The sequence below is a fragment of the Paenibacillus sp. alder61 genome (assembly GCF_020179875.1).
Taxonomy (GTDB): domain Bacteria; phylum Bacillota; class Bacilli; order Paenibacillales; family Paenibacillaceae; genus Fontibacillus; species Fontibacillus faecis.
This window is the reverse complement of the sequence record NZ_JAIUDG010000002.1, coordinates 1-24,053: the sequence shown is the minus strand read 5'-3', so window position 1 is coordinate 24,053 and position 24,053 is coordinate 1. Positions and strand designations below refer to the sequence as shown.

Annotated in this window: 17 protein-coding genes; 3 read left to right on the top strand and 14 right to left on the bottom strand. The window is 53.8% G+C overall.

The window, feature by feature from the left end; translation table 11 throughout:
• Nucleotides 1-240 precede the first annotated feature (240 nt).
• Together LBW89_RS02040 and LBW89_RS02035 are read left to right on the top strand one after the other, a co-directional pair.
• Nucleotides 241-831 carry a hypothetical protein gene (locus tag LBW89_RS02040; protein ID WP_148452031.1) on the top strand — a complete coding sequence of 197 codons (591 nt, stop codon included), beginning with the start codon at nt 241-243 and terminating at the stop codon, nt 829-831.
• A gap of 129 nt (nt 832-960) precedes the next feature.
• On the top strand, nt 961-1,842 hold the full coding sequence (locus LBW89_RS02035; protein WP_225038324.1) for an AraC family transcriptional regulator: 882 nt from the start codon (nt 961-963) through the stop codon (nt 1,840-1,842).
• 81 nt (nt 1,843-1,923) lie between these two features.
• Here LBW89_RS02035 and LBW89_RS02030 read toward each other — a convergent pair whose 3' ends face one another.
• The 14 genes from LBW89_RS02030 to leuC form a co-directional block, all read right to left on the bottom strand.
• Nucleotides 1,924-2,313, bottom strand: a complete 390-nt coding sequence (locus tag LBW89_RS02030; RefSeq protein WP_148452027.1) for a GNAT family N-acetyltransferase — start codon at nt 2,311-2,313, stop codon at nt 1,924-1,926.
• A gap of 62 nt (nt 2,314-2,375) precedes the next feature.
• Nucleotides 2,376-3,557: a formate-dependent phosphoribosylglycinamide formyltransferase gene (gene purT / locus LBW89_RS02025; protein ID WP_225038323.1), complete on the bottom strand. Its 1,182-nt coding sequence runs from the start codon at nt 3,555-3,557 to the stop codon at nt 2,376-2,378.
• 108 nt (nt 3,558-3,665) lie between these two features.
• Complete coding sequence (locus LBW89_RS02020; protein ID WP_225038322.1) at nt 3,666-5,522, bottom strand: ABC transporter ATP-binding protein; 1,857 nt, start codon at nt 5,520-5,522, stop codon at nt 3,666-3,668.
• Nucleotides 5,519-7,291: an ABC transporter ATP-binding protein gene (locus LBW89_RS02015; RefSeq protein WP_225038321.1), complete on the bottom strand. Its 1,773-nt coding sequence runs from the start codon at nt 7,289-7,291 to the stop codon at nt 5,519-5,521. The genes LBW89_RS02020 and LBW89_RS02015 overlap by 4 nt, the downstream gene beginning before the upstream one ends.
• Nucleotides 7,292-7,423: 132 nt before the next feature.
• The gene (locus LBW89_RS02010; RefSeq protein WP_225038320.1) at nt 7,424-11,077 is read right to left on the bottom strand and encodes a dynamin family protein; all 3,654 of its coding nucleotides are present in this window, start codon (nt 11,075-11,077) and stop codon (nt 7,424-7,426) included.
• A gap of 232 nt (nt 11,078-11,309) precedes the next feature.
• Complete coding sequence (locus LBW89_RS02005; RefSeq protein WP_148452019.1) at nt 11,310-11,597, bottom strand: NAD/NADP transhydrogenase alpha subunit; 288 nt, start codon at nt 11,595-11,597, stop codon at nt 11,310-11,312.
• 35 nt (nt 11,598-11,632) lie between these two features.
• Nucleotides 11,633-12,301 (bottom strand): endonuclease III, encoded by a 669-nt coding sequence (gene nth / locus LBW89_RS02000; protein ID WP_148452017.1) that lies wholly within the window; start codon nt 12,299-12,301, stop codon nt 11,633-11,635.
• Between the two features lie 1,059 nt (nt 12,302-13,360).
• Nucleotides 13,361-16,087 (bottom strand): S-layer homology domain-containing protein, encoded by a 2,727-nt coding sequence (locus LBW89_RS01995; protein WP_225038319.1) that lies wholly within the window; start codon nt 16,085-16,087, stop codon nt 13,361-13,363.
• A 73-nt stretch (nt 16,088-16,160) separates the two neighbouring features.
• On the bottom strand, nt 16,161-16,790 hold the full coding sequence (locus tag LBW89_RS01990) for a GerMN domain-containing protein (protein ID WP_225038318.1): 630 nt from the start codon (nt 16,788-16,790) through the stop codon (nt 16,161-16,163).
• Between the two features lie 30 nt (nt 16,791-16,820).
• Nucleotides 16,821-18,257: an N-acetylmuramoyl-L-alanine amidase family protein gene (locus LBW89_RS01985; protein WP_225038317.1), complete on the bottom strand. Its 1,437-nt coding sequence runs from the start codon at nt 18,255-18,257 to the stop codon at nt 16,821-16,823.
• A 186-nt stretch (nt 18,258-18,443) separates the two neighbouring features.
• Nucleotides 18,444-19,040, bottom strand: a complete 597-nt coding sequence (locus LBW89_RS01980) for a GerMN domain-containing protein (protein ID WP_225038316.1) — start codon at nt 19,038-19,040, stop codon at nt 18,444-18,446.
• 46 nt (nt 19,041-19,086) lie between these two features.
• Nucleotides 19,087-20,589 (bottom strand): N-acetylmuramoyl-L-alanine amidase family protein, encoded by a 1,503-nt coding sequence (locus LBW89_RS01975; RefSeq protein WP_225038315.1) that lies wholly within the window; start codon nt 20,587-20,589, stop codon nt 19,087-19,089.
• A 236-nt stretch (nt 20,590-20,825) separates the two neighbouring features.
• The gene (gene leuD, locus LBW89_RS01970) at nt 20,826-21,416 is read right to left on the bottom strand and encodes a 3-isopropylmalate dehydratase small subunit (protein WP_148452005.1); all 591 of its coding nucleotides are present in this window, start codon (nt 21,414-21,416) and stop codon (nt 20,826-20,828) included.
• A gap of 26 nt (nt 21,417-21,442) precedes the next feature.
• The gene (leuC, locus tag LBW89_RS01965) at nt 21,443-22,870 is read right to left on the bottom strand and encodes a 3-isopropylmalate dehydratase large subunit (RefSeq protein ID WP_148452003.1); all 1,428 of its coding nucleotides are present in this window, start codon (nt 22,868-22,870) and stop codon (nt 21,443-21,445) included.
• Nucleotides 22,871-23,133: 263 nt separating this feature from the next.
• Here leuC and LBW89_RS01960 point away from each other — a divergent pair, with 263 nt between their 5' ends.
• The gene (locus tag LBW89_RS01960; protein ID WP_213504360.1) at nt 23,134-23,457 is read left to right on the top strand and encodes a hypothetical protein; all 324 of its coding nucleotides are present in this window, start codon (nt 23,134-23,136) and stop codon (nt 23,455-23,457) included.
• Nucleotides 23,458-24,053 lie beyond the last annotated feature (596 nt).

The following is a 24,053-nucleotide window of genomic DNA, read 5'->3' as shown; positions in this document are numbered from 1 at the left end:
ACTCTTTTATCACTTTAGGCGTACCCCCTAATTTCCCCCCGATTTTATCGCATCGTCCGTTATTTGTAAATGCGCTCCCCGCAAGGGATGGCGGACGGGTCCACGACCTTGGTCCAGTATAATTTCCGCCTCCGGTCGGTTTTGCTATTCCCCCGAAGGCAGTACCATGTTAATATCAAATGGAAAACCCGTTGCTTGTTTTTTACATAACCAATAATTAAATGGCGGTTGAAACCTAATATGAAAAATGAGAAACAGATTTATATTCTGTTAAGCAATCCTAATACTGTTGTTGCGAAAATGATCGGCTTTTATACTAAAGCCCCGTATAATCACGCGTCCATCGCGTTCGATCCGGGGCTGCGGGAAATGTACAGCTTTGGTCGTAAACACCCCTTGCTCCCCATGTTCGGCGGCTTCGTGAAAGAGAATGTCCGCTCCCGGGTTTTCGAGCGGGCGACCTGCGCGGTATACAGCTACACCGTCGATCTGGAAACCTACAATAAAATGAGAGCCTACGTCCGGCAGTTTGAAGAAAACGGCGATATGTACAAATATAATTTTCTCGGCATTTTGGGCATTGTGTTGAATATGGAACTGGGCGGAGAGAACGCCTACTTTTGTTCCCAATTCGTATGCAGCGTTTTCCAGAAAGCCGGGGTCAAGCTGCTCAATAAGTCCGCGGGGTTGACGACGCCCGACGATTTAAACACCTGTTCTTCTTTGAAACTTGTTTTTCGCGGTGAGATGGAGACCTACCGGCGTAACTATTGTATTCGTCAGGGAGCCTCGACCACACTGGAGCAGCATCCTTACTACATCGCCAACTAAACGTGAACATAACCGTTAACCGTCCGCATGGAGGCTTAACGGTTTTTTTCATATCCTGCAAAACCGTGCACCGATCGTCGGGTGCGGCAAGGTTTTTTCCGTTATTCTAAAACCAAGGAGGTCGACCTGATGGATGCAATTCAATCTATGAACAAAGCGATGCGGTACATCGAGGACCGGCTCACCGGCGAAATCGATTACCAGGAAGCGGCCCGGCTGGCCTTGTGCTCGGAATACCACTTCAAGCGAATGTTCTCCTTTCTGGCGGGAATCCCGCTATCGGAATACATCCGCAGGAGAAGACTGACGCTCGCCGGATTGGAGCTTGGCAGTTCCCAGGCGAGGATTATCGACATCGCCATGAAGTACGGCTACGCTTCCCCGGATTCGTTTGCCAGAGCCTTTCAATCGATGCACGGCATCCTCCCTTCGGAAGCCAAGTCCCGAGGATCTTTGCTCAAAGCCTATCCGCGGATGACCTTCCAACTTACCGTTCAAGGAGGAAGCGAAATGAATTACAGATTGGTGGAGAAAGAAGCTTTTCGGATTGTCGGCTTAAAAAAGAGAGTGAACCTCGTCTTCCATGGTGTGAATCCGGAAATTGCCGAAATGGCGAAAAGTTTGGATCCGGAAACGATCGATCGGCTCAAGGGGCTGTCCAATACGGACCCCCGTGGAATCATCAGCGCTTCCGCGAATTTTTCGGAAGGCCGGTTGAACGAGCAGGGGCAGCTTGACCACTATATCGGGGTCGCGACAACGCAGGAGGGGCCGAACCACCTCGCTGCCTTGGAGGTGCCTTCCCTGACCTGGGCCGTCTTTGAAGCGGTCGGCACCTTTCCGGATACCCTGCAAAACGTTTGGGGCCGCATCTATTCCGAATGGTTCCCCTCCACGGATTTCGAAGCCGTTGAAGGACCGGAGATCCTTTGGAACGAGCATCCCGACACCACGGCCCCCGATTATCGCAGCGAAATCTGGATCCCGGTGCGAAAAAAAACGGGGATCTAAAGCCACGGCAAGTCTTGGCGAAGCAAAAACGGAAGCGGCTCGGGGGCATCCCCCCGGCCGCTTCCGTTTGACGTTCCATGACTATTTCAATTCCTTGCTCAGGCGGTAGCCCATACAGGAAAAGCCCGAATATTCGTAAAACGATTTCGAGGACATATTGTTCTCTCCGGCAACGGAGACGAGCAGCTGCGAACTTCCCCGCTCTCTTCCCCAATTTTCGGCTTCCCGCAACAGACGTTTGCCGATCCCGGTCCCCCGGTGCTTCTCGTCAACCACCAGGGCGGTAATGCGGGTGACGGGTCTTGGCATATCGTGTGTCTGGTGCTGTCTCAGAAAGACGGTGCCCACCACGACACCGTCCAGCTCGGCGACAAGACTTACGAGCTGTTCATGTTCCTCCAGCATGCAAAGGCGCTCCTTCAGCACGCTCGGCGTAGTCGGATAGCGCAGCTGCCGCATCAAAGGAAGCATATGATGGGCATCTTCACCGCAACATTTACGGATTACCAAAGTCGGAGCACAAACCTCAATACTCAATTGGACCAAACCACCTTTAATAAGCTTGCCGCTTGCTTCGCGCGGCTGCGGGCTGTTTCAACATCTTCGGCCGCGCTGAGCGCGACGGCCATCCGTCTGCCGGGCTTGGAATCCGGCTTGCCGAATATACGAACTTGCGTACGCAGCAGGCTTAACGCCTCCTCGATACCGCCGATCCGGAAATCTCTCCCTTCCCGGTCGGATTTCAAAGTAGCCGAAGCTCCGGGCGTCAAAAGCTCCACCGAAGGAATCGGCAGACCGAGAATCGCGCGGGCATGCAGCGCGAATTCCGACAAATCCTGCGTCACCATGGTGACCATCCCCGTGTCATGCGGCCTTGGCGAAACCTCGCTGAATACGATCCGATCCGGTGTAATAAACAGCTCCACACCGAACAAGCCGTATCCTCCGAGCGCATCCGTGATCGTGGCAGCGATGGATTGAGCCTCCTCCAACTGCGCTTCCGTCATGAAATGCGGCTGCCAGGACTCCACATAATCCCCATCCCGTTGGATATGGCCGATGGGCGGACAGAACAGCGTTCCCGTGGAAGAACGTACCGTCAACAAGGTGATTTCGCTTGTGAACGGGACGAAGGCTTCCACGATGACGCGCATCTGCTTCGCCCTTGCGCCTTCCAGCGCCGCGTTCCAGCAGTTGGCTACCTCCTCCTGCCTGCGGCATACGCTCTGCCCTTTCCCGGAGGAACTCATCAGCGGTTTGATGACGCACGGCAGGCCGATTTCAGCCACCGCGGATTCAAGTTCCTCCAGGCTGTCGGCAAACCGGTACGCCGCGGTCGGCAGTCCCAGTTCCTCGGCGGCAAGCCGCCGGATGCCTTCCCGGTCCATCGTCAACCGAGCCGCGCGAGCCGTCGGGATGACGCGAAATCCATCTTGCTCCAGCTCGACGAGCGCACGTGTCGCAATCGCCTCAATTTCGGGAACGATTAAATCCGGAGCGATGCGGACGATCAGCGATTTCAACGCTTCTTCGTCCAGCATATCGATACAGTAAGACTCATGGGCTACTCCCATCGCCGGCGCATGCTCATACCGGTCAACCACGATTGTCTTCAGGCCGAGACGCTGCGCCTCAATGACAACCTCCTTGCCTAACTCACCGCCGCCAAGCAGCATGATACTTTTGGCGCGTTCTGATCGAGGAGCCCCCCACATGCGTTCCTATATCCCCCTTGAATAGACTTGAATCTATCTCTATTTTGATATTTTACGACCAATATTGCAATAGGGTGTTGAAAACTGATCGCGAAATTCGACAAAAAGTTACAAAAATCGGAATTGTGCTTCCACCAATCCATTGTAAATCCCGCCGGATTTCATCAGTTCCTCATGCGTGCCGGACTCTTTAATTTGTCCGTGGTCCAGAACGACGATATGATCGGCGCTGCGAATGGTTGAAAGCCGGTGGGCAACGATAAACGAGGTTCGGCCTTTCAATAAGACTTTAAGCGCTTCCTGAATTTTCAACTCGGTTTCAGTATCGATGCTGGCCGTCGCCTCATCCAGAATCAGGATTCGGGGATTGGCCAGCAGCGCCCGGGCGAATGAAAGCAGCTGACGCTGGCCCATGGACAAAGCGCTGCCGCGCTCCTCGACCTCCGTGTTATAGCCGTCCGGTAGCTTCATGATAAAATCATGGGCATCAACGGCTTTGGCGGCGGCCTCCACTTCTTCATCCGTAGCGTCCAATCGGCCGAACCGGATATTATCCCGGATGCTGCCCGAGAAAATAAACGTATCCTGCAGCACGATGCCGATCTGGCTCCGCAGGCTATGCACGGTGACATCCCGGATATCATATCCGTCGATCAGAATGGTTCCGCCCGTCGGATCGTAAAACCGGCTGAGCAAATTGATGATCGTACTTTTACCCGAGCCGGTATGACCTACCAGCGCGACGGATTGCCCCGGCCGAACCGTCAAATCGATGCCGCGCAGGGCGGGACGACCGGGTTCGTATTCGAAGACCACCCGCCGGAAAGCGATATCCCCCCGGATCGGCGGAAGTACCACCGCATCCGGTTTGTCGGAGATATTGGGTTCTTCGTCCATAAACTCGAAGATGCGTTCCGAGGAAGCCATGGCGACCAGCAATTGATTGTACATCTGGCCCAGCCTGTTTATGGGGTCCCAGAAATTGCCGACATAGTTGCTGAAAGCGACCAAAAGACCGATCGTCAGCTCGCCAGATTGAATTAAATAAATCCCGAGCATAAAGAGAATGAACGTCCCGATCCCGCCGGTCACCTCGATCAAAGGACCGAAGCCTTGGTTCATCGCGGAAGCCCGGTCCCATGATTTTTTGCTGTCCAGGTTCATGATGTCGAAGTACTCGATGTTTTCCCGTTCCTGGGTATAAGCCTGGGTAACCCGAATCCCCTGAATCGATTCGTTCAGGTGGGAGTTGATCCGCGAGTTCTTCATCCGGACCTCCTGCCAGGCGAGGCGAATCTTCTGCCTCAGCTTGGTGGAGATCAGAAACATGACGGGGACCGTAATCATCACCGCAAGACCGAGCTTCCAATTGATCAGAAGCAAAATAATGACGATGCCAACCAGCTGAACGCAATCGATCATCAGGTTGACGACCCCGTTGGTGAAGAGATCCTGCAGGGAGTTGACATCGTTGGTCACCCGGACCAGAACCGAACCCGCCGGCCGCTTGTCAAAAAAGTTGAACGACAGCTTCTGGATATGGCGGAACAAGTCGGAGCGCAAATCATAGATCACTTTCTGCCCGATGATATTGGTGAAGCGGATTCGGAAGACCCCCGCGGCCCATTGAATCACGTAGAGCACCAGCACGGCGCAGGTTAAAGTGTACAACAGCGTTAAACTGGTTTGGCCGTTTTCGGGCGCGATCGCCTTGTCGATGGCGAGACTGGTCAAATACGGCACGGTCAGCTTCGTCACCGTTCCCAAGATCGTCATCAGCCCGACGAGAGGCAGCATCTGTTTGGCGTACGGTTTCATATAGGCAAAAAGACGGCGGAACTGCTTCCAGTCGAACGCTTTGTCGATAAGTTCGTCATCCTTGTAAACAAAGCGGTCCTGAATGCTCGTTTTGCGGCTTCCCGCCGGACCCGGCTTCTTTCCGGCAATTGACGTTTCCGTACTCATAGGCTTGGCGTTCCCCCTTCACCACGGGATGATTTGGCTAAATGGTCGGCATATTGAATGCGGTAAACGTCCCGATAGGGCCCCGGCATCTCAATCAGGTCGCGGTGGCTTCCCCGCTGTACGACGCGTCCCTCGTCCAGTACAAGAATTTCATCCGCATGGCGCAACGAGGATATCCGATGAGCGATAATAAAAGTAGTGCGACCGCGCATCACCTCCTGAAATCCGGCCTGAATTTCTTGCTCCGTTTCCATATCGACCGCGCTGGTGGCATCGTCCAATATCAAAATTTTCGGATCTTTCAGCAAGGCCCGGGCGATGGCGATCCGTTGTTTCTGCCCGCCGGATAGTCCCATCCCCCGCTCGCCCACAACCGTGTCGTACCCGTCCGGCAGTTCCATAATGAAATCATGGGCCTGGGCCAGCCGGGCTGCGCGGACGATCTCCTCCATGGAAACTTCCGTCATCCCGTAAGCGATATTGTTGCGGATGCTGGAGGAGAACAAAAAGGTTTCCTGAAATACCGTAGCGATTTGACGTCGCAAGCTTTGCACGCCGATCTCCCGGATATCCATCCCGTCCAGGGTGATGCGTCCCCGATTCACATCATAAGCCCGCATCAGAAGCTGAATGATGGTCGATTTTCCCGAACCCGTTCCCCCCAGAAAGCCGATCACCGAACCCGGGGGTGCCTTAAAGCGGATATCCGAAACCGCCGGCATTTTATTCCCGTAAGCAAAGGTCACCCGATCGAACTCCACCTCGCCTTTGAATTTCGCGGGATCGAGAGCGATGGCCTCCGCTTTGTCTTTGACGTCGATGGGCTGGTTCAAAATTTCCAGAACCCGCTCCCCGGAAGCCTTCGACTGCGTATAGTTGTTGATATGAAAGCCAAGCCCCCACATCGGGCCGATGATAAACCAGATCAGGCTGAAAAAAGCGACCAGGTCGCCTAGGGACATGGAGCCCCGAATCACCAGCGTTCCTCCGACGGCGAGGAGCACGGCCACACTGATCGAAGCCAGCAGTTCCATCACCGGGAAGAATTTGCTCCACAGCTGCGAAGTAAAAATCTGGTTCTCCTTGTACCGTTCGTTTCGGCGGGAAAACTTATCAACCTCATAGGGCTCGCGGGCAAATGACTTGACGGTGCGCACCCCGGTGATATTTTCCTGCACCGCCGTCGTAAGGGAGCTTAAAGCCTGACGCATTTCCTGGAAAGCCGGATGAATTTTAGTTTCGAATTTCAAAGCGACCGCCGCGAGAAAAGGAATCGTCACCATCGTAATCAAGGTAAGCTGCCAATGAATCGACATCATGACGGCCGCTCCGAACGTGACCATTAAAACCAGGTTCAGCAATTGGGCAAAGCCGAAGCCGACAAAGTTGCGGATCGCCTCCAGATCCCCGGTAAGCCGGGACATTAAATCTCCGGTCTTGGCGGTGTCGTAATAGCGAAACGAAAGAAACTGCAATTTCTCATAACAAGCGTTTCTTAACCGATAAGCCAGGTAATTGCCCAGCCTGCCTCCAAAAAAACCGTGTAAAAACTGAAGTCCGGCTTTCACCGCAACCACCGCCACAGCCGCCAAGGCGACTCCAAGCACTTCATCATAGTTCCGCGGTACAATCACTTCATCGATCAGCTTCCTCAGCAACATCGGGTAAACCAGCCCAAGTCCGGTCGCCGCAGCCAGGCACACGATCGATAAAATCAAGTAATTCAGCCTCGTCCTGTAGAAGCCGCTAAGCTGCTTCAGTACCTCCATCTCTTTCCCTCCCAGGTCTCCCCAGGCTCCCGTACGATGCGCAGACTAGCCTTCAAGTACTCTAGCGAAAGCCAAGGCCGTATTTATCCGTTATTACTTGGCCCAAGCGGGCCTTTAAACTTGTTCAGCCGCCTAATTGAAGGACTCCAGCAGTTGGTCGAGACGAACCATGACGTCGTGCCAATCCTGCTCCAGGCTTTCCGCCTCCGCCAAATCCGTCAAGCCGGACTCCCAGTCCGTCCATTCTTTGTCGTAACGCTCCGCAAGCCGGGCAAAGCGCCGGGCCGTCTCCGCGCGGTAAAAATTCCCCAACTCTTTTCCGGCGGCTTCCACCGCTTCCTTGAGCACGGCTTCCAACGGTTGCTCCAATGCTTCGCGCAGCTTCTGCTTTCCTCCGCCTTCAAAAAAAGACTTCGGATTTTTAAAGTATGAGGCGTAGGCATCGGCTTTCAATCGATGCTCCATCACACCTTCCTCGATTTCCGGAGTTCCCCAGGACCCTTGTTCCGGATCCGACAAGGCCGGCACATGCCTTAAGGCGTTTTCCGTTCCGGTCCGCCACTCTGCGGCACCCAGCGCCAAGAAGCTTTCGCATTTCCGTTCGAGCCTTAACGAAGTGGCTTGAAGCTCGCGCTCCAGCTCCATGGACAATTGCGCCATCCAGCCTCGGAACGAGGCGGTAAATTTACGCCGTAAGTCCCCGCCCTCCTCCTGCAGCAGGGCAGGGTGAAAAAATTCTTGGAACAAATCGCCCGCCAGCAGCCGGAGCCGCTGGCGAACGTGGAAGAGCAGTTCGTCCGCCTCCTGAAAAATCATCGGGCTCTTATCGATGGCCGCCAACTGCCGCAGCCTCTCCTTGAAGGAACCGCGGTCCGCGCGGATTTCAGCGAGCCGCTTCCTTCGCTCTTCCCGGCTCTGCATCAGCGAGCGGCTCCATTCCCGGGCCCGCTCACCCAAAGCCTCAAACTCCCGCTTGGCGGATAAGACCGCCAGGCTTGCCAGCTCGTTGCCCAGAAAATCGAAAAACCTGGACTCAAACCCGAAAAACCCGCTGGTTTGCAGCAGCCCGGCATTACCGTTCTCTTTGGCCGTCAGCGCCGATATACTCGAGACCGCGAAAATCTGCGGCTGCTCGATCCCGGCTGTTCTTAGACCTTCCGAAACATGCCCCACGACGGCGTCCAGTTCTTCCAGCGAAGCGGCCAAATCGGCGGCATTGACGATAAAGAACATCTTGTCGAGCGCAAAGCTTCCTTTCACTCTGCCCAGGTGGGCCAGAAACTGGCGGTCTGCCCTGGAGAACGCATGGTTATAGTAGGTCACATAGATCAAGGCATCGCAGTTCTTCATATACTGAAAGGTGACTCCGGTGTGGCGGGCATGAATCGAATCCGCCCCCGGCGTATCCACGATAACAATCCCCTGTTCGGTCAACGGGCAGGAATAGTACAGGTCCATTCCGTCCACAAAGCAGGCCTTGCTCTCTTCCGCCACGAACGAGGCGAAATCCGCCATCCCCGCGATCTCACGCGTCCCCAATCGTTCGGCGTAATCGTCCCAGCCTTCTTCGGCCGCCTTCAAAAAACTGTAGTGCGCCCGGCCGGATGGCGGAACGTCCACCGCGCGGAGTTTCTTCACGTCGTTTCTCCACGTCCGTTCTTTCCAGGGACCGAGCTGCAGCGCCTCAAAGGAGTAGGCGAGATCGGACTTCATGGCATCCGTGCTTTTGAAGGTAATCGCCGCATGGCCGTGCTCGATTCCGTCCGCCGGAGCCAATATCCGGTTGATCGCCGCCGTTGTCGGATGCGGTGAGACCGGCAGCACCTTCGCCCCGAGCAGCGCGTTGGCGAAGGACGATTTACCGGCGCTGAAGGCCCCGAACAGCGCCACGGTAAAGCGGCCGCCGCGCAAGTGGGCCGCACGCGCGCGCAGCTCCGAGGTCCCGGACCCGAAGGCCGGGTACGGGGCCAGCGCCTCCGCCGCGGCTTCCAGCGCAGCGGCGGCTGCCGTGAGCCGCCGCCGGCCTGCGGCCGCGGCCGGCGGCGCCGCTGCCGCGCCGGTGGCGGTGCCGGGCGCGGCGGCTGGCGCCGGCGCCGGGGCTTCCGGCTGCCGCGGCTCCGCCGGCGGCAGCGCCTGGGCCCGCACGTCCCTCACCTCCGGCAGGAGGCCGGGAGGGAGGGACGGCGGGGCGCCCAGCAGCGCGCGCAGCTCGGCCGCGCGCTCGCGGGCGGCGGCGCGCAGCGCGGTGACGCGCGCCGCGGCGGCCGAACGCGCGAGCAGGGCCTCGCGCCGCGCGGCCAAATCCGCCCGCGCCGCTTCCAGCCGCGGCGCGTGGGCATCGAGCAGCCCTTCCGCTACGGACAGGGCTGCCCTGCGGTACCGGCCCGTTATGCCGGCCGCGACGTCGGCGGTATAGCGGAGCGTATACTCGCCGGACAGGACAGCGCCCTCCCGGGCCGGCCCGCGGATCCACGCTTCCTCCGCTTTCGGAAGCGCCTCTTCCATCCGGCTTTCCCACGCCGGATCCCATAAATCCAACCCCCGGCCCCATTTCCGCAGCAGATCGCGGACATGCCAGTCAACCTGGGCGTCGGTTTGTTCCTTCAGCTTCTCAAGAAAGTCGCTGGACCTGCGTTGCTGCTCCCGCTTCGTTTTGCCTTGATGAAACAATAAACCGGTCTTAAATCCCGGCTGCAAGCTTTCCAGGTAAAGCCCGGCCGCCTCCCGGAGAGCGGGGGTCATCAAATAGGCGCTGCCCAGCAAGTCCTCCAGTTCCTTCGTCCACTCGCTTCGCAGCGAGTCGGCACGGTTCTCCAGCGTTTCCTGTTCCCGCTCCAGCAAAGCCAGCTGCTCTTGGATGGCTTCCACCGCCTCCGGACCTCCGGCTTCCCGGATCCAGCGGTCCAGCTCCTCTTCCTCGGCCGTCTCGCGGCGCTTTAAAAATTGCTCGGCGCTATGGTTCAGCGAGCCCGCGACGCTGTACTCCAACAGTGGCTCCGGTTTTTCCAGCAGACGGCGGATCGTCAGCTTCAGTCCCGGCAGCATATTTTCCGGGTGGCCCGCATCTTTAAGCGAAATATAAAAGACTCCGGCCGGGGGGATCCCCCACAGCTCAAAGGCCTGTTCCACCGATTTTCGGTATGTCGCAAAACTCAATTCCTGCTCGCGGTGCTTGTCGATCTGGTTTACGACCAGGTATAGCGGTTTTCCCCAATCGGCCAAACGCCGGGCAAATCCCAAATTGCTTTCCGACAGCACATGATTGTAATCCATGACATAGAATACGACATCCGCCAAATGAAGCGCCGAATTCGTCGCGGCGGCATGCGATTCTTCGCCCGAATCGACGCCAGGGGTATCCAGCAGCACCCCGTGCTCCCCAAGCAGCGGGATATCGTCCCAAAGGGACACCCGTTCATACGCGGTGCCGTCCCGGCAATAAGGAGCCAGCTGGTCCAGCGGAATCTCCACCGGATGGCTGCCGCTGTTCGGAGACGGAATCAGCAGCGCTTTGGGAGCCCCGTTTTGTAAGGACGCCACATTGGCGGTCGTCGGAAGAGGCCCGGCCGGAAGCACGGTTTTCCCGCATAACGTGTTGATCAGGCTGGATTTGCCCGCGGAAAAATGACCGCAGAAAGCGATCGTCAACCGGCCTGACGCGAGTTTTTCCTTCAAGTCAAAAAGTTCGTTTCTGGCAATTCGGTCTCCCTGTTCCGCAAACCAGGTCTCCAATCCGGCTAAACGGTTCATCAGGATTCCTCTATGCCTGTCTGTAATCGTTTCCACTATTCTTCACTCCTTCTTCCCCTGCCCCGCCTTGGGACGAGCCGGGAAGTCCTTCCCTTCTGTAGGGATCTGGTTCTGCTTTTGAAATACATTCATTTTACCCTACCTGAAAAAGACATGGAAGCCTCTCACGCCATTTCTTTAAATTTGATCTATTCGATAGGGAGGACGGAAGAAAAACAAAAAACGATGGCGGGGAAAAAGTCCCCATCCATCGTTTTTTGTTTTCCACTTAAACGGAAGCTTCGCTTTCCATTTCATCCGCTTCCGAAGGAATCAGGATTTCGAACACTTTGCCATGCTGCAAAATCGTAATGCCCTTATCACGGTCACGCATAACCACCACTTCAGGTTTAACGGACATGCGTTCCAAGTAATGCTTCGGAACTTCCCCCGAATCGCTGACGGTGACGCCTTCCAGCTCACGCTCGTCGTTTTCCTGCAAATCGATCGCGATCACTTTTTCAAAAACATCGGAAAATAATTCAAAATTGTCGGTATAAACGGAAATACACTTCATGGAATCTCATCCTCTACTATCGTAATCTTGTTTTGTCACACTTCTCTATTATTTCTGGGTTGTGACTTTTTCATACGTTTTTTGCCTTCCCGGCAGACATCCAGCAGCGGGCAGGCCGGACAATTGGGATTCTGGGCTTTGCAATGATAACGCCCGAAAAATATCAGCCGATGATGCGTAAGGGTCCACTCTTCTCGGGGGACCTTTTTCATCAGCTTCTTTTCGACCTCCAGTACGGAGTCGTTCCAGTTGGCCAGCCCCAGCCTCTTGCTTACCCGCTCCACATGGGTATCCACCGCGATAGCCGGAACCCCGAAAGCATTTGAAACGACCACATTCGCCGTCTTTCTGCCGACGCCCGGCAGGGTCACTAGCTTGTCGTGCTCGCTGGGAACCTCACCGTTATATTGGTCAACCAAAATACGGCATAGATTCTGAATATGCTTGGCCTTGCTGCGGAACAGCCCGATGCGGCGAATATCCTGCTCCAATTCTTCCAACGGGACGGCAAGGTAATCTTCGGGCGTCTTGTATTTTTCGAACAAGTCGACCGTCACTTTGTTGACCGTAGCATCCGTGCACTGCGCCGACAACAGCACGGCGATGGTCAGTTCAAAAGCATTGCTGTGGTTAAGCTCGCAATGCGCATCCGGGAACATTGCGGCGATGGTGTCCAGGATATGGCGCACCCCAGCAGCATTCATTTCCCCACCCCCTTTAAGGTAACTAAAAATCTGAATTTTGATCACGAAGCTGAACTTTGCAGCCAACTCGACTTCGAATCTTGCATTCAAGCGTGCCTTCCGTTGCTCACGTAGGCTCCTCCTACGCTCCGCTACTCAGTCACTACTTTCACGCAACCTTCTCGGTGCTGAAAATCCCGATTTTTAGCTTCTCATTTAAGCAGTCAACTAAAAATCTGAATTTTGATCGCGTAGCCGATCTCTGCAGCCAACTCGACTTCGAATCTTGCATTCAAGCGTGCCTTCCGTTGCTCACGTAGGCTCCTCCTACGCTCCGCTACTTAGTCACTACTTTCACGCAACCTTCTCGGTGCTGAAAATCCCGATTTTTAGCTTCTCATTTAACCAGTCAACTAAAAATCTGAATTTTGATCGCGTAGCCGATCTCTGCAGCCAACTCGACTTCGAATCTTGCATTCAAGCGTGCCTTCCGTTGCTCACGTAGGCTCCCCCTACGCTCCGCTACTCAGTCCCTACTTTCACGCAACCTTCAGCATTTCTAACGGACGCCATAGCGGCTATTTTGCGATAATACGCCCTTTTGCGTTTTCTAACGGAAATGATAGCGCCTATTTCCAGCACTAACCGCTAACGCAGCAGTTTTTTAGCCAAATAGCAGCTTTTATTTCCGTTAGAATTTGAAATCCGCCCCAAAGTCGGAAATAGCGGCTATTATTTCCGTTAAACTGTCTAGACGATCACTGGCGCTGCATTAAACCTGACATGGTGCTGCCTGTCCGCAATCTCTCTTACCGCCCGCCATAATAGCGGCCAAAAAGGGCCTTATTGCTCCGGTTCGCGTCCCAAAACCAGGTTTCGGCCCGCTTTTCTTCAAAATAAGGCCCCAAAGGACCTCTATTTCACGCGGAAAGGACGATTTCGACAAAATAGCGGCGTAAAAGCGACGTCCGTTTTTGTCTTTGAATCTGTGAGTCAAGGGATTAAATCCTCCTAAGACGTTTAAAAACCGCCTTGACCGGGAATGATCCCGCATCAAGACGGTTATTCTCACGAAAACGATTATTGTTTTTCGACTTCAACCAGCTTGTCGCCATTGAAATACAGAACAATTTTATCATTTTCCTTGAGGGATTGCACGGATATTGTCGTGTCACCTTGGTGAATATATGTTTCCGGTGTCACAAAGAAGCGGTAATTACTATCGGTGAGCCCGGCTCTCAGCACGATAAGTTCCTTGCTGTTCGCATCGTAGCGCGACACTTTTCGCTCCAGCGACGTCAGAACCTTGACCATCAACGAACCGTCGGTGTCTTTGCTGACTTCGACATGATCGGAGGTTGCCAAGCCCGAAGCCCCCTTGCTTACCGCAGTTCCCCGTATCACCTTCACTCCGTCGGCCAACGGGTACGATTCCTGAGTTCCGGTGAACGACTTGATCGTCAATGTCGAACCGTCAATGTTGGTAATCTTTCCGAGAGTCAGCTTAATCACCTGCAGGGAGGTGACGGTTCGGCCCGTAAATTCCACGTTGACGGTTTGTCCCTGCTGAAGATCCGCTACGCGAATCGCTGCACCGTTTTCACCCAGAAGTTTGGCTTGATCGACATATAAATCGTCGGAAATGCCGTCAGCCACCACCCGGATTCGGCTGTTGGACGTATTGACCGACTGGATTTCGAACTGAACTGATTTTTTAACCGCCAACGTTTGCAGGGCGTCCTGGTTTCCAGATAGAACGGCAGCCACCGGTTCTCCGGATTTGATGTCCCCTAGCGTCGGCTTTGTTTTTCCGTACAGTTCGATCGTTGGCTCAACTCCTTGATAAGGAATATCGATTGACTTGCCGTCCGCTTGAAGGATCGTGACTTTCTTGGTGTTCGTATTTGCGGTCACAAAAGTCCCCTCATACTTATACATAACCTGAACGGAAATCGCTCTGGAGCCAATATGCTTAATATTTATCTTCCGCCCTTTTTCCAGCAAGGACTCCAATCCCGCCAAAGACGGCTCTTTGGAGTTGTAATCGTATTTGGTTTTTGCATCTATCACGAACACGTAAGGCTTCTCGGCTGTATCCATTACGGTTAAAGCTTTGAGCTTCGAATCGTAATTGATAATGGTAGCGCCCGTAAGCTGATCTGACTCGCGTCCGGTTACCGCGATCTTTGTGATTTGATCGTCGGCATTGATGGTAAGTTCGACCTTGTCCCCACCGTCCACGTCGGCAATAAGATCATTTAACGTCGGTTCGGCAATACCGCTGATAATAATCGTCGGCTTCTCTGCAAGGGGTTTGATTTCCGCTACGCCGGAAGCATTGGTGTAGCTGAGCAGTTTGGTGCCTTCCACGCTGAGCAGCGTTCCTTTGACTGTCCGCTCCATCCCCTGCGTAATTTCAAGACGGGTCACCACGCTGTTCTCAACCGTGTATTTGACCGAAGCCCCGGTTTGAATTTCGCCGGCATTGTTCAACAACTGATTTTGATAGAGCATGACGGAGCCGTCGTCGTATTTAAAAGTTTCCACGTTGCCGGAAGTGTCTTTAATCTGAATCGTCTTATCCTTCAGGCTGACCGAATCGATCGTACCGCTGCCGGATTTATTGACGATGGCCGATTTCACCTGGACGATAACCGGCTTTTTCTCGGCCGTAAATGTTTCGCGCTGGACAACGACCGTACTGTCGTTGGTCAGTTTCTCCGGATTGATTTTATTGCCGTTTTGATCCAAAAAGCTCGTTGTATTGTCGTACGTAAATGTCACGGAATCATTGTTGACCAGCATCAACAGCTTGTTCCCGGACAACACCCGCAGCAAGGTCCCTTCGGTTTGCTCCAACTGCTGCTTCGGATCGCGTACCTCTATGTAAGCCGCGGCTCCCACTTTGTCCACCGCCAGCACTTTTGTGTACGGTTTAAGATCTTTCTTGCTCACTTTGGTTTCGGAGTCTTTGGTAAAGTAGACGGAACGGTTATCCAGCGTAAAGCTCTTTAACTTCCCGTCCGCATACAAGGTCAGCTTGTTGTCCGTCAGTTCGGTTACGATCCCTTCGTAAACATTCGCATAACCCGGCGTCACATATTCGCTGCCCCGGCTGAAGAACGTCGCCAATTCCGCCCGAGTCACCTTACCTTTAGGGTCGAACTTGTTGCCCGCCACACCTTTGGTCAAATTGAGCTGGACGGCGACGTTGACATATCCCCGGGCCTCCGCGGAAATATTGGATTGATCCGTAAAGCCGGTAGATGTTCCTGTAGCCGACTTGGCTTCGGCGTCACGCCCCAGCGAGCGAACGAGCAGCTTGGCGATCCATTCGCGCGATGCTTTTTTCTCGCCCCAGGATTCTTTGGCACCGGTCGCTTTCACTTCTTCCGCTTTGTCAATCAGCTTCTGCTCAACCGCCAGTTGGAGATAAGGCTTAAAGTAATTGCTGACCTTCATCTCGGCCGGCGCTCCGCTCCCGTCGCCAAGCTTGGATTCAAGATTCATAAACCGGATGGCCATCGTAATCGCTTCCTGCTGCGTTACGCTATCGCCCGGCCGGAATTTTCCCGCGTCCCCAAGAACAATCCCTTCCGCCGCAAGCTTGTATATATGCTTCTCGGCCCAGAATCCATCTTTCACATCGCTAAAAAGCAAAGAGGCGGCCGCCGTCTGCGCAGTATTTGCCGCCGGCGTCTCCTCCGCAAAAACCGCGCCCGCTCCGCCAAGGCACATCGCTGTTACAAGCATAGCGGATACGGCCTTCTTCGTGCTGCGTCTAAAAGTACGTTTATAAGATGACATTCCATTCTCCCCTTTAAAAAAGTTCTACTTATTCAAATTCGACAGCCTACCCCCGGGTTCCTTTAAAAAGCGACTAATTTCTTGGAATCGGATGTTCCAATTCTTCGTGTCCCATTAAAGTTTCCGCCGGATCGCCATCCACGAGGAGGTCGACCGCCTGAATCTCCTTAAACTGGAACACCGTGCGTTCCAGCGCCTCCAACGCAAGCGCTTCGCCGCCGGCTCCGAGCCGTGCTTCATCGGGCAAATGGATGTCAACCGTAAGAACCCCGTCCTTCAAGTTCGCCGAACGGAACTCCGCCTTCTCCCATAAGGCGAACATAGCGGATTGGCCGCTGGACTTCAAAGTTTGAAGCGCGGCCAAGTATTTATCCTGTTCCTTTTCCTTTTCGTAGGTAATCTCAACGGTAGCCGTTTTTAATTCGAGCATTTGATCGTCGGTATAGTAGGTTTCAATCTGCTGCTTCACAACCTGCTCGGCCTGCTGTTGTCCCGAAGCATTCACCTTCGCGGGCTCCTTTGCGGGCTCCTCCGGCTGCTGTTCCGGGCTCTCCGCGGCAACCGGTGGAGCCGTATCCGTCACGGGTTGGCGGGTCTCCGTCCCCGGTTTAACGTCAGATGCCGCTTGCGGCTTTTGACCGCACCCGGTGCTCCATGCGAGCAGGAGAACGATCATTCCTAATGTCCATCGTTTTCTGTTCATTGTCGTTTCCTCCTTCATGACCGGGTCGTATTAGCGCAAACCGACGTATTCCTTGATGCCGTCCACGATCCCCGCAGCGACCCGATCCTGGAATTCTTCCGTAAACAGGACGGTATTATCATTCTTATTGCTGAGATATCCGCATTCCAGCAGTACCGCCGGCATCTTCGTTTCGCGCGTCACATGCAGACTCTTGGCGCGCACACCGCGGTCGCTGAGTTCGGAAGACTGAACCAAATACTTATGCATGACATCGGCCAGCGCCCTGCTTTCCGAGCGGGTATAGTAAGTCTCCACCCCGCTGGCCGCAGCGCTGCCCGAGTTGGCGTGAATTGAAATAAACAGATCCGCATTGAGATCGTTGGCGATCTTGACGCGATCCTGAAGCGTCGGATACGTATCGCTGCTGCGGGTCAAAACAAAGTCAAGATCGGTCTCCTGTTTAAGCAGTTCTTCGACTTTCAATGCCACGGCAAGGTTGAAGTCCTTCTCTTTCTTCTTGGTCACGCCGATCGCGCCCGGGTCCTTGCCTCCATGCCCCGCATCGATCACGACCAGCGTCTTTCCGTTGTTTCCGGGCGGATTTCCAGTCGTAGAGTCCGCATCCAAATTCACGATGATCAAACCATCGTTCTCGTTAATCAACTCGTAATTCTTGTCCAGGTTCATGTCCAAAACAACTCGAACGGTCGATGGATTGTTGTTGAACAACGCGTACCTGACCTTGGAAACGTCCGGATACTCCGTAACGTCGATATATCCGTTTTGCGTGGCATCCAGCAGTTGTCCCGTCGAAAACGAATCCGCAAACTTGGTATTCGGCAAATCGATCACGATGCGATTCGGATTCGCCATCTTAAAAACCGTCGGTTTCACGTTTTTGTCCACGGCAATCATCAGCCGGTTGTCGCTGAAGCTGATTCCGCCGACATTCGCCAAGTCGGTATTCGGAGCGGGAACATCCCCCGTCTGGCCGCCTTCGTTTCCGTTCGTATTTTCACCCGAGCCGACTCCGTTACCGCTCCCGGATTGGGGGGTAATCAGATATACCGCCTTCTTGGTGTTGTCCCAACTGACGTTGATTCCCATTTGTTCCCCTACGAAACGCAAAGGGACCAGGGTTGTCTCGTTGACCACCTTAGGGGCCGCGGACAATTTGACTTTCGTACCGTTCACTGTGGCCGTGCTCTGATCCACGACCAATTTCAACTCTGTACCGGATTGCTGTATGGTTACCGTGCGCGTCTTTTTATCCCAGTTGACGTCAAAACCCAGCTCCTCCACGACGACACGAATGGGTATCATCACATTTCCATTCACATTTTGGACTTGTCCGTTTTTGGTCAGCTCCAGCGCCTTACCGTCCAGGTAAATGCTGGCTCCGCCTCCGGCGGCTTGTCCCGCTTGCGGAAATACAAATAAAATCATTGCCAGAAACACGAACACCGAAAACCCAATTTTTTTCATCCGTCACCCCTACCATCCTGAAATTTTGCCTCGGATCGCCGGACTTAGAGACGAAATCCCGGTATCACCAGACGACATATTAGACGCCCATAATCCTCAAAAGTTGCGTAATTATGCTATTTTTCTTGCCATAAAAAGAGCCCCGGAGCTTACCTCCGAGGCATCGACTTGTCTATGATTCTTCGTTTATTTCTTAAACGGATGTTCCAGCTCAACATGGCCCATCATGGATTCCTGCTGTTCCCCGTCGATGGTTAATTCCAGTTCCTTCACCTCGTCAAACTGGAAGAATGTTTGCTTTAACGCGTCGATCGCCAACGATTCGCCGCCGGCTCCAAGGCGTGCTTCGTCCGGAATGGTAACATCCAGCGTAATCTTGCCGTTCGAAACACGGACCGAGTTTAAAGTGATTTTATCCCAGAGCGAAATCATCCCGCTATCCGGGGTCTGCAGCGCTTTAAACGCCTCGCTGTACTTTTGGGACTCCTCCGTATACTCGATTTCTTTCTCGACCGTTTTTAGTTCCATCAACTCATCGTCGGTATAATAAACCTTGATCTTCTGAGTCTGCGCTTTAGGCGTTTCCTCCTGCTGCTTGCCTGTTCCCTGATCGCCCGGATCCTCCTGGGCACCGCCGCCTCCCGTTACCGGATTTACCGTCTCCGGGGCGGTGACGCCCGTTTGCGGCGGCTCCGCCGTTTTCGGCGCGGTCGCGGGTTTTTGCCCGCAGGCCGACACAACCAGCACCAGCAGCAGCATGGCTGACCATCCTATTTTTTTCATGTTACGACCCCCTATTCAATAACTGAAACCAGTATCCATTTTACCATTACTGTCCAAGATACTCCTTGATCCCGGCTACGATGCTCTCGGCCACGCGTTGCTGGAAATCCTCCGAATACATCAGAGCCTCGTCGGTTTTATGCTTAAGATAACCGACTTCCAGCAGCACCGCGGGCATTTTCGTCTCCCGGGTCACATGCAAACTCTTCTTGCGAACGTTACGGTCCGGCAGCCCCGTTCCTTCTACCAGATGTTTATGCATCACCTCGGCAAACGGAAGGCTCTCGTCCCGCGAATAATAGGTCTCGCTTCCCGTAGGACTTGTCTTGCCGTCAAAGCTGTTGCCATGGATGGAGACGAAAACCGTCGCCTGGTTGTCGTTCGCCAACTTCGCCCGTTCTTCCAGGCCCAAGGTGACATCGGTCGTCCGTGTCATCAAGACATTCAACCCGGTTTCCTGCTTCAGCAGAGCCTCCACTTTTAAAGCCAAGGCAAGCGTGAAATCCTTCTCGTTCTTATTCGTAATACTGGTCGCGCCCGGCTGCTTGCCTCCATGTCCCGGATCAATAACCACGAGCGGTTTCCCGTTGGTTACCGGCGGGACGACGGGAACGGTGAACGGGGCGGCCAAATCCACGACGAGCAAACCGTCTCCTTCATTATTAACCTGATAATGAACCTCTTTATTCAGATCGACGACGATTCGGATGGTCGAGGTGGCGTTATCGAACATGGAGTAGCGGATTTTGGCCACGTCGGGATAGTCCGTTACGGGCAGTTCCCCCTGCAGCGATACGTTTAAAGAATTCTGCTGCTTGAAGCTTTCCGAGAACGTCACGTTGGGAATATCCACGACCACCCTGTCGGGTCCGCTCATCGTGAACACCTTGGGCTGCACCGCGGCAGAGACCGCGATCGTCAGGCGATTCTCACTGAAGCCGATGCCATTGAGTTCAGCGGTCTTCCCTTCCCCGGCTGGGGGGGAATCCGGTATGTATGTCGAATCATCGGTTTGTTCGCCGTCTTCGATTACAGGGGTCAACGTTCCCTCTCCGGCCGCTTCTTCTTCGGGAGAGGAACTGGCGCGCCCGGGAACGATCCCCACGGATTCTCCCCCGTCCGGACTATAGAGATAGGCGGACTTGCTATCGTTGTTCCAACTGACCTTCAGTCCGGTCTGTTCGCCCACAAAGCGAAGAGGGACCATGGTCGAACTACCCTGAACCACCGGAGCGGCGGATAATTCGATCGCCTTCCCGTCCACGACGGCTTTGGTGCTTCCGACCGTTAACTGCAAGTTCCGCTCCCCTTGCCGGATGGTCACAAGGCCGCTCTTTTTGTCCCAATCCACCTCGTATCCGAGGTTTTCAATGATGACGCGGAGCGGAACCATGACGCTGCCCTTCACGCTCCCGGCCTGGGCATCGGCAGGCTGCTCAAGTTCGGCCCCGTCCAGGTAGATATGCGTACCGCCCTGAGCGGCCATGCTCATTGAGGGGAACATCAGCAGGAAAAACGCAAAGACCAAGAGAAACCCGATTTTTTTCATTGTAAGATCCCTACCATTCTCGTTATTTGCCGGATGCTCGCAAGTCGTCACAGTTCGAAAAAATCCTGCAAACATCGCTCACATCCGTTTCAGCATCCCGGCACCTTCCCTGGTTTTCTAATTGCTTCCATAATACCAGAAAATCAGCCCCGCTAATAGACTTATATTTTCACAGAAAGACAAAAACCGCCGAGGATTCTAGCGAATCCTGCGGCGGCCCTTTTTGCGGCGCCCTATTAAGCGAATTTCTTTTTCTCGTAAGCCGCAATCAGATCCTCGTGCTGCAGCGTCAGACCGATATCGTCCAACCCTTGCAGCAGGAATTGCCGGCGATGCTCGTCAAGATCAAAGTTGATGGCCAGGCCATAGCTATCGGTAATCTTCTTCTCTTCCAGATCCACCGTCAGTTGATAGCCTTCATGCGCGGCGGTGCGCTGAAACAACTCCTCGACCTGCTCCTCGGACAGTTTGATCGGGAGAATGCCGTTTTTGAAGCAGTTATTATAGAAAATATCGGCGAACGACGGCGCGATTACGCAGCGGAAGCCGTAGTCCAATATCGCCCACGGAGCATGCTCCCGGGAAGAACCGCAGCCGAAGTTGACGCGCGAAATCAAGATCGAAGCCCCTTCGTAACGCGGCTTGTTGAGTTCAAATTCCGGGTTTACGTTGCCTTCCGTATCAAAACGCCACTCATAGAACAGAAACTGGCCAAATCCCGTGCGCTCGATCCGCTTAAGAAATTGTTTCGGTATAATAGCATCGGTATCGACGTTAACCCGGTCCACCGGACCGACGACACCCGTCATTTTTTTAAAAGCTTCCATGGTTGTTTCCCCTCTCTTCCGCTTGATTAACCCACAGCTTCTTCGCTCTTCACGTTCCACTCGCGCACGTCGACAAAACGGCCTTTAATCGCAGCCGCTGCCGCCATGGCCGGCGATACGAGGTGGGTTCTTCCGCCGCGGCCTTGACGCCCTTCGAAGTTCCGGTTCGACGTGGATGCGCAGCGCTGTCCCGGCTGCAGCACGTCCGGGTTCATTGCCAGGCACATACTGCATCCGGCATCGCGCCATTCAAACCCGGCTTCGATAAACACTTTGTCGAGCCCTTCCTTCTCGGCCTGGATCTTGACGCGGCCCGATCCGGGAACGACGATCGCGGTCACTTTGTCGGAAACCTTATAGCCTTTGGCGATTTCCGCCGCCGCGCGCAAATCCTCAATCCGTCCGTTGGTGCAGGAACCGATGAACACATAATCGATTTCGATGTCGGTCATCGGAGTTCCCGGCGTGAGACCCATGTATTCCAACGCTTTTTCCGCCGCTTTGCGCTCGTTATCGCTGGCGAAATCCGCCGGATTCGGAACGCGGTCCGTAATGCTGGTGCCCATTCCCGGGCTCGTTCCCCAGGTTACCTGAGGGATAAGGGAATCGACGTCGAACTCGACGACGCGGTCGAAAGTTGCGCCTTCGTCGGTCGTGAGCTGCTTCCATTCTTGTACGGCACGGTCAAAATCAGCGCCTTGAGGCACGTGCTCGCGGCCGCGCAGGTAATTGAACGTCGTCTCGTCGGGGGCGATCAGCCCGGCTCTGGCTCCGGCTTCAATCGACATGTTGCAGACGGTCATCCGCTCTTCCATGGAGAGCTCCCGAATCGCCTCGCCCGTATACTCGATGACGTAGCCTGTAGCAAAATCCGTTCCGTATTTGGCGATCACACCGAGGATCATGTCCTTTGCGGTAACGCCCGGTTTTCTTTTGCCGACAAAACGAACTTCCAGCGTCTTCGCTTTAGCCTGCTGCAAGCACTGGGTAGCCAGTACATGCTCCACTTCGCTCGTTCCGATCCCGAAAGCGAGCGCGCCGAACGCGCCGTGGGTGGAGGTGTGGCTGTCGCCGCACACGATCGTCTTGCCCGGATGCGTGAGCCCAAGCTCCGGTCCCATGACGTGAACGACGCCTTGGTCGATCGTATCCAGATCGTACAGGGTCACGCCGAAATCGCGGCAGTTTTGGGACAGCGTATCGATTTGCTGTTTGGAAATCGGATCCGAAATGTTGTAACGATCCTTCGTCGGTACGTTATGGTCCATCGTGGCGAAGGTCAAATCCGGACGGCGAACTTTGCGTCCGCTGAGACGCAAGCCCTCAAAGGCCTGCGGGGAAGTCACCTCGTGCACGAGATGCAGGTCGATATACAGAATGCTTGGTTTACCTTCTTCTTGGTAGATTACGTGATTATCCCAAATCTTCTCATACATTGTCTTTTTGCTGGTCATTGAATTCACCCCATAGCGTAAGTTCGAACATGTGACGTAAAGGCGGCTAAGATCGAGCCCTCTTTCTCGTCTGTTGAATACAATATAGCATTTTGCCTCTGATTGATCCAAGATATAATATCTATAATGGTCATAGGAATTACCTATAGATAAAACAAAAAAGGACAGTGAAACGGCGTCACTGTCCAGGTCGTTTGAAGATGAACCAGGAGTTCCTGGCTCGCATACGATAAACACATATCAAATAAGGAGGAATCCATTCCATGAGTCTTCAGCTTGGAGGTCAACAGTCGCAGACCGTCTTGTATCAGGCGGACCAAAATTGGGCGGAGAATTTAAAAAACATCCGACACAAATTGCATTACATTTGCAAACACTACGCCAATCATACCGTACGTATTGTAACCTTGGACGGTCAGACGTTCGTAGGCCGAATCGTTAACTGCAACAATGGTTTGCTGCAATTAGCCGTGCCCAGCTATGGCGGGCCGCGGGCGTTTTTTGGGGGCCCTTTCTACAACTCGGATGAACTCATCCTGACGCTGGTTCTTTACGAATTGCTCGTCATTACTCTGTTGTATACTTGAACACACCCGACATGCTTCTGATTAGCTCCGCTTTAGAATGGTCTCAGTACAATAACAAGCAAAATGTAGAGAACCAAAATTGTAGCCGTAGATGTAAAAATGAAGTTTTTCCCGTCGTAACCGCTCATTATTTTCCCTCCCAGGACTTATTTTTTGTTACACCTCATCTTATGAGGCAAATAAAGGGTTGGTATAGACCATAACCTAGATTTATTGGTTAGTTTTTTGAGCGATTATTTTAAATCCGTAGAAATGACATTTCACCCGCAAAACGGTTTTTTATCCGTGTATATTCTCGCCCGCATCAAAACCACCCGTGTGAACGGGTGGTTTGCTCTTAGGCTATAAGCCTTTATTACCGGCTAACATAAAATTCCTGCATATGTGCATGTTTTTTTTCCTGTTTGGACTCAAAATTTCTAAATACCTGCAAATCTGCAGGAAATTTCGACGAAAACGGCTCGGTTTCCATTAAACTTGCAAAAACCTTAACATCAGTTAGTCGTAATGAGTTGAACTAATGATGGAGGGATAGAGGCAGCCGGGTGAAATGTTCTTCCGATCGCTGTTGCTCCCGGATTTCTTGATGAATTAAA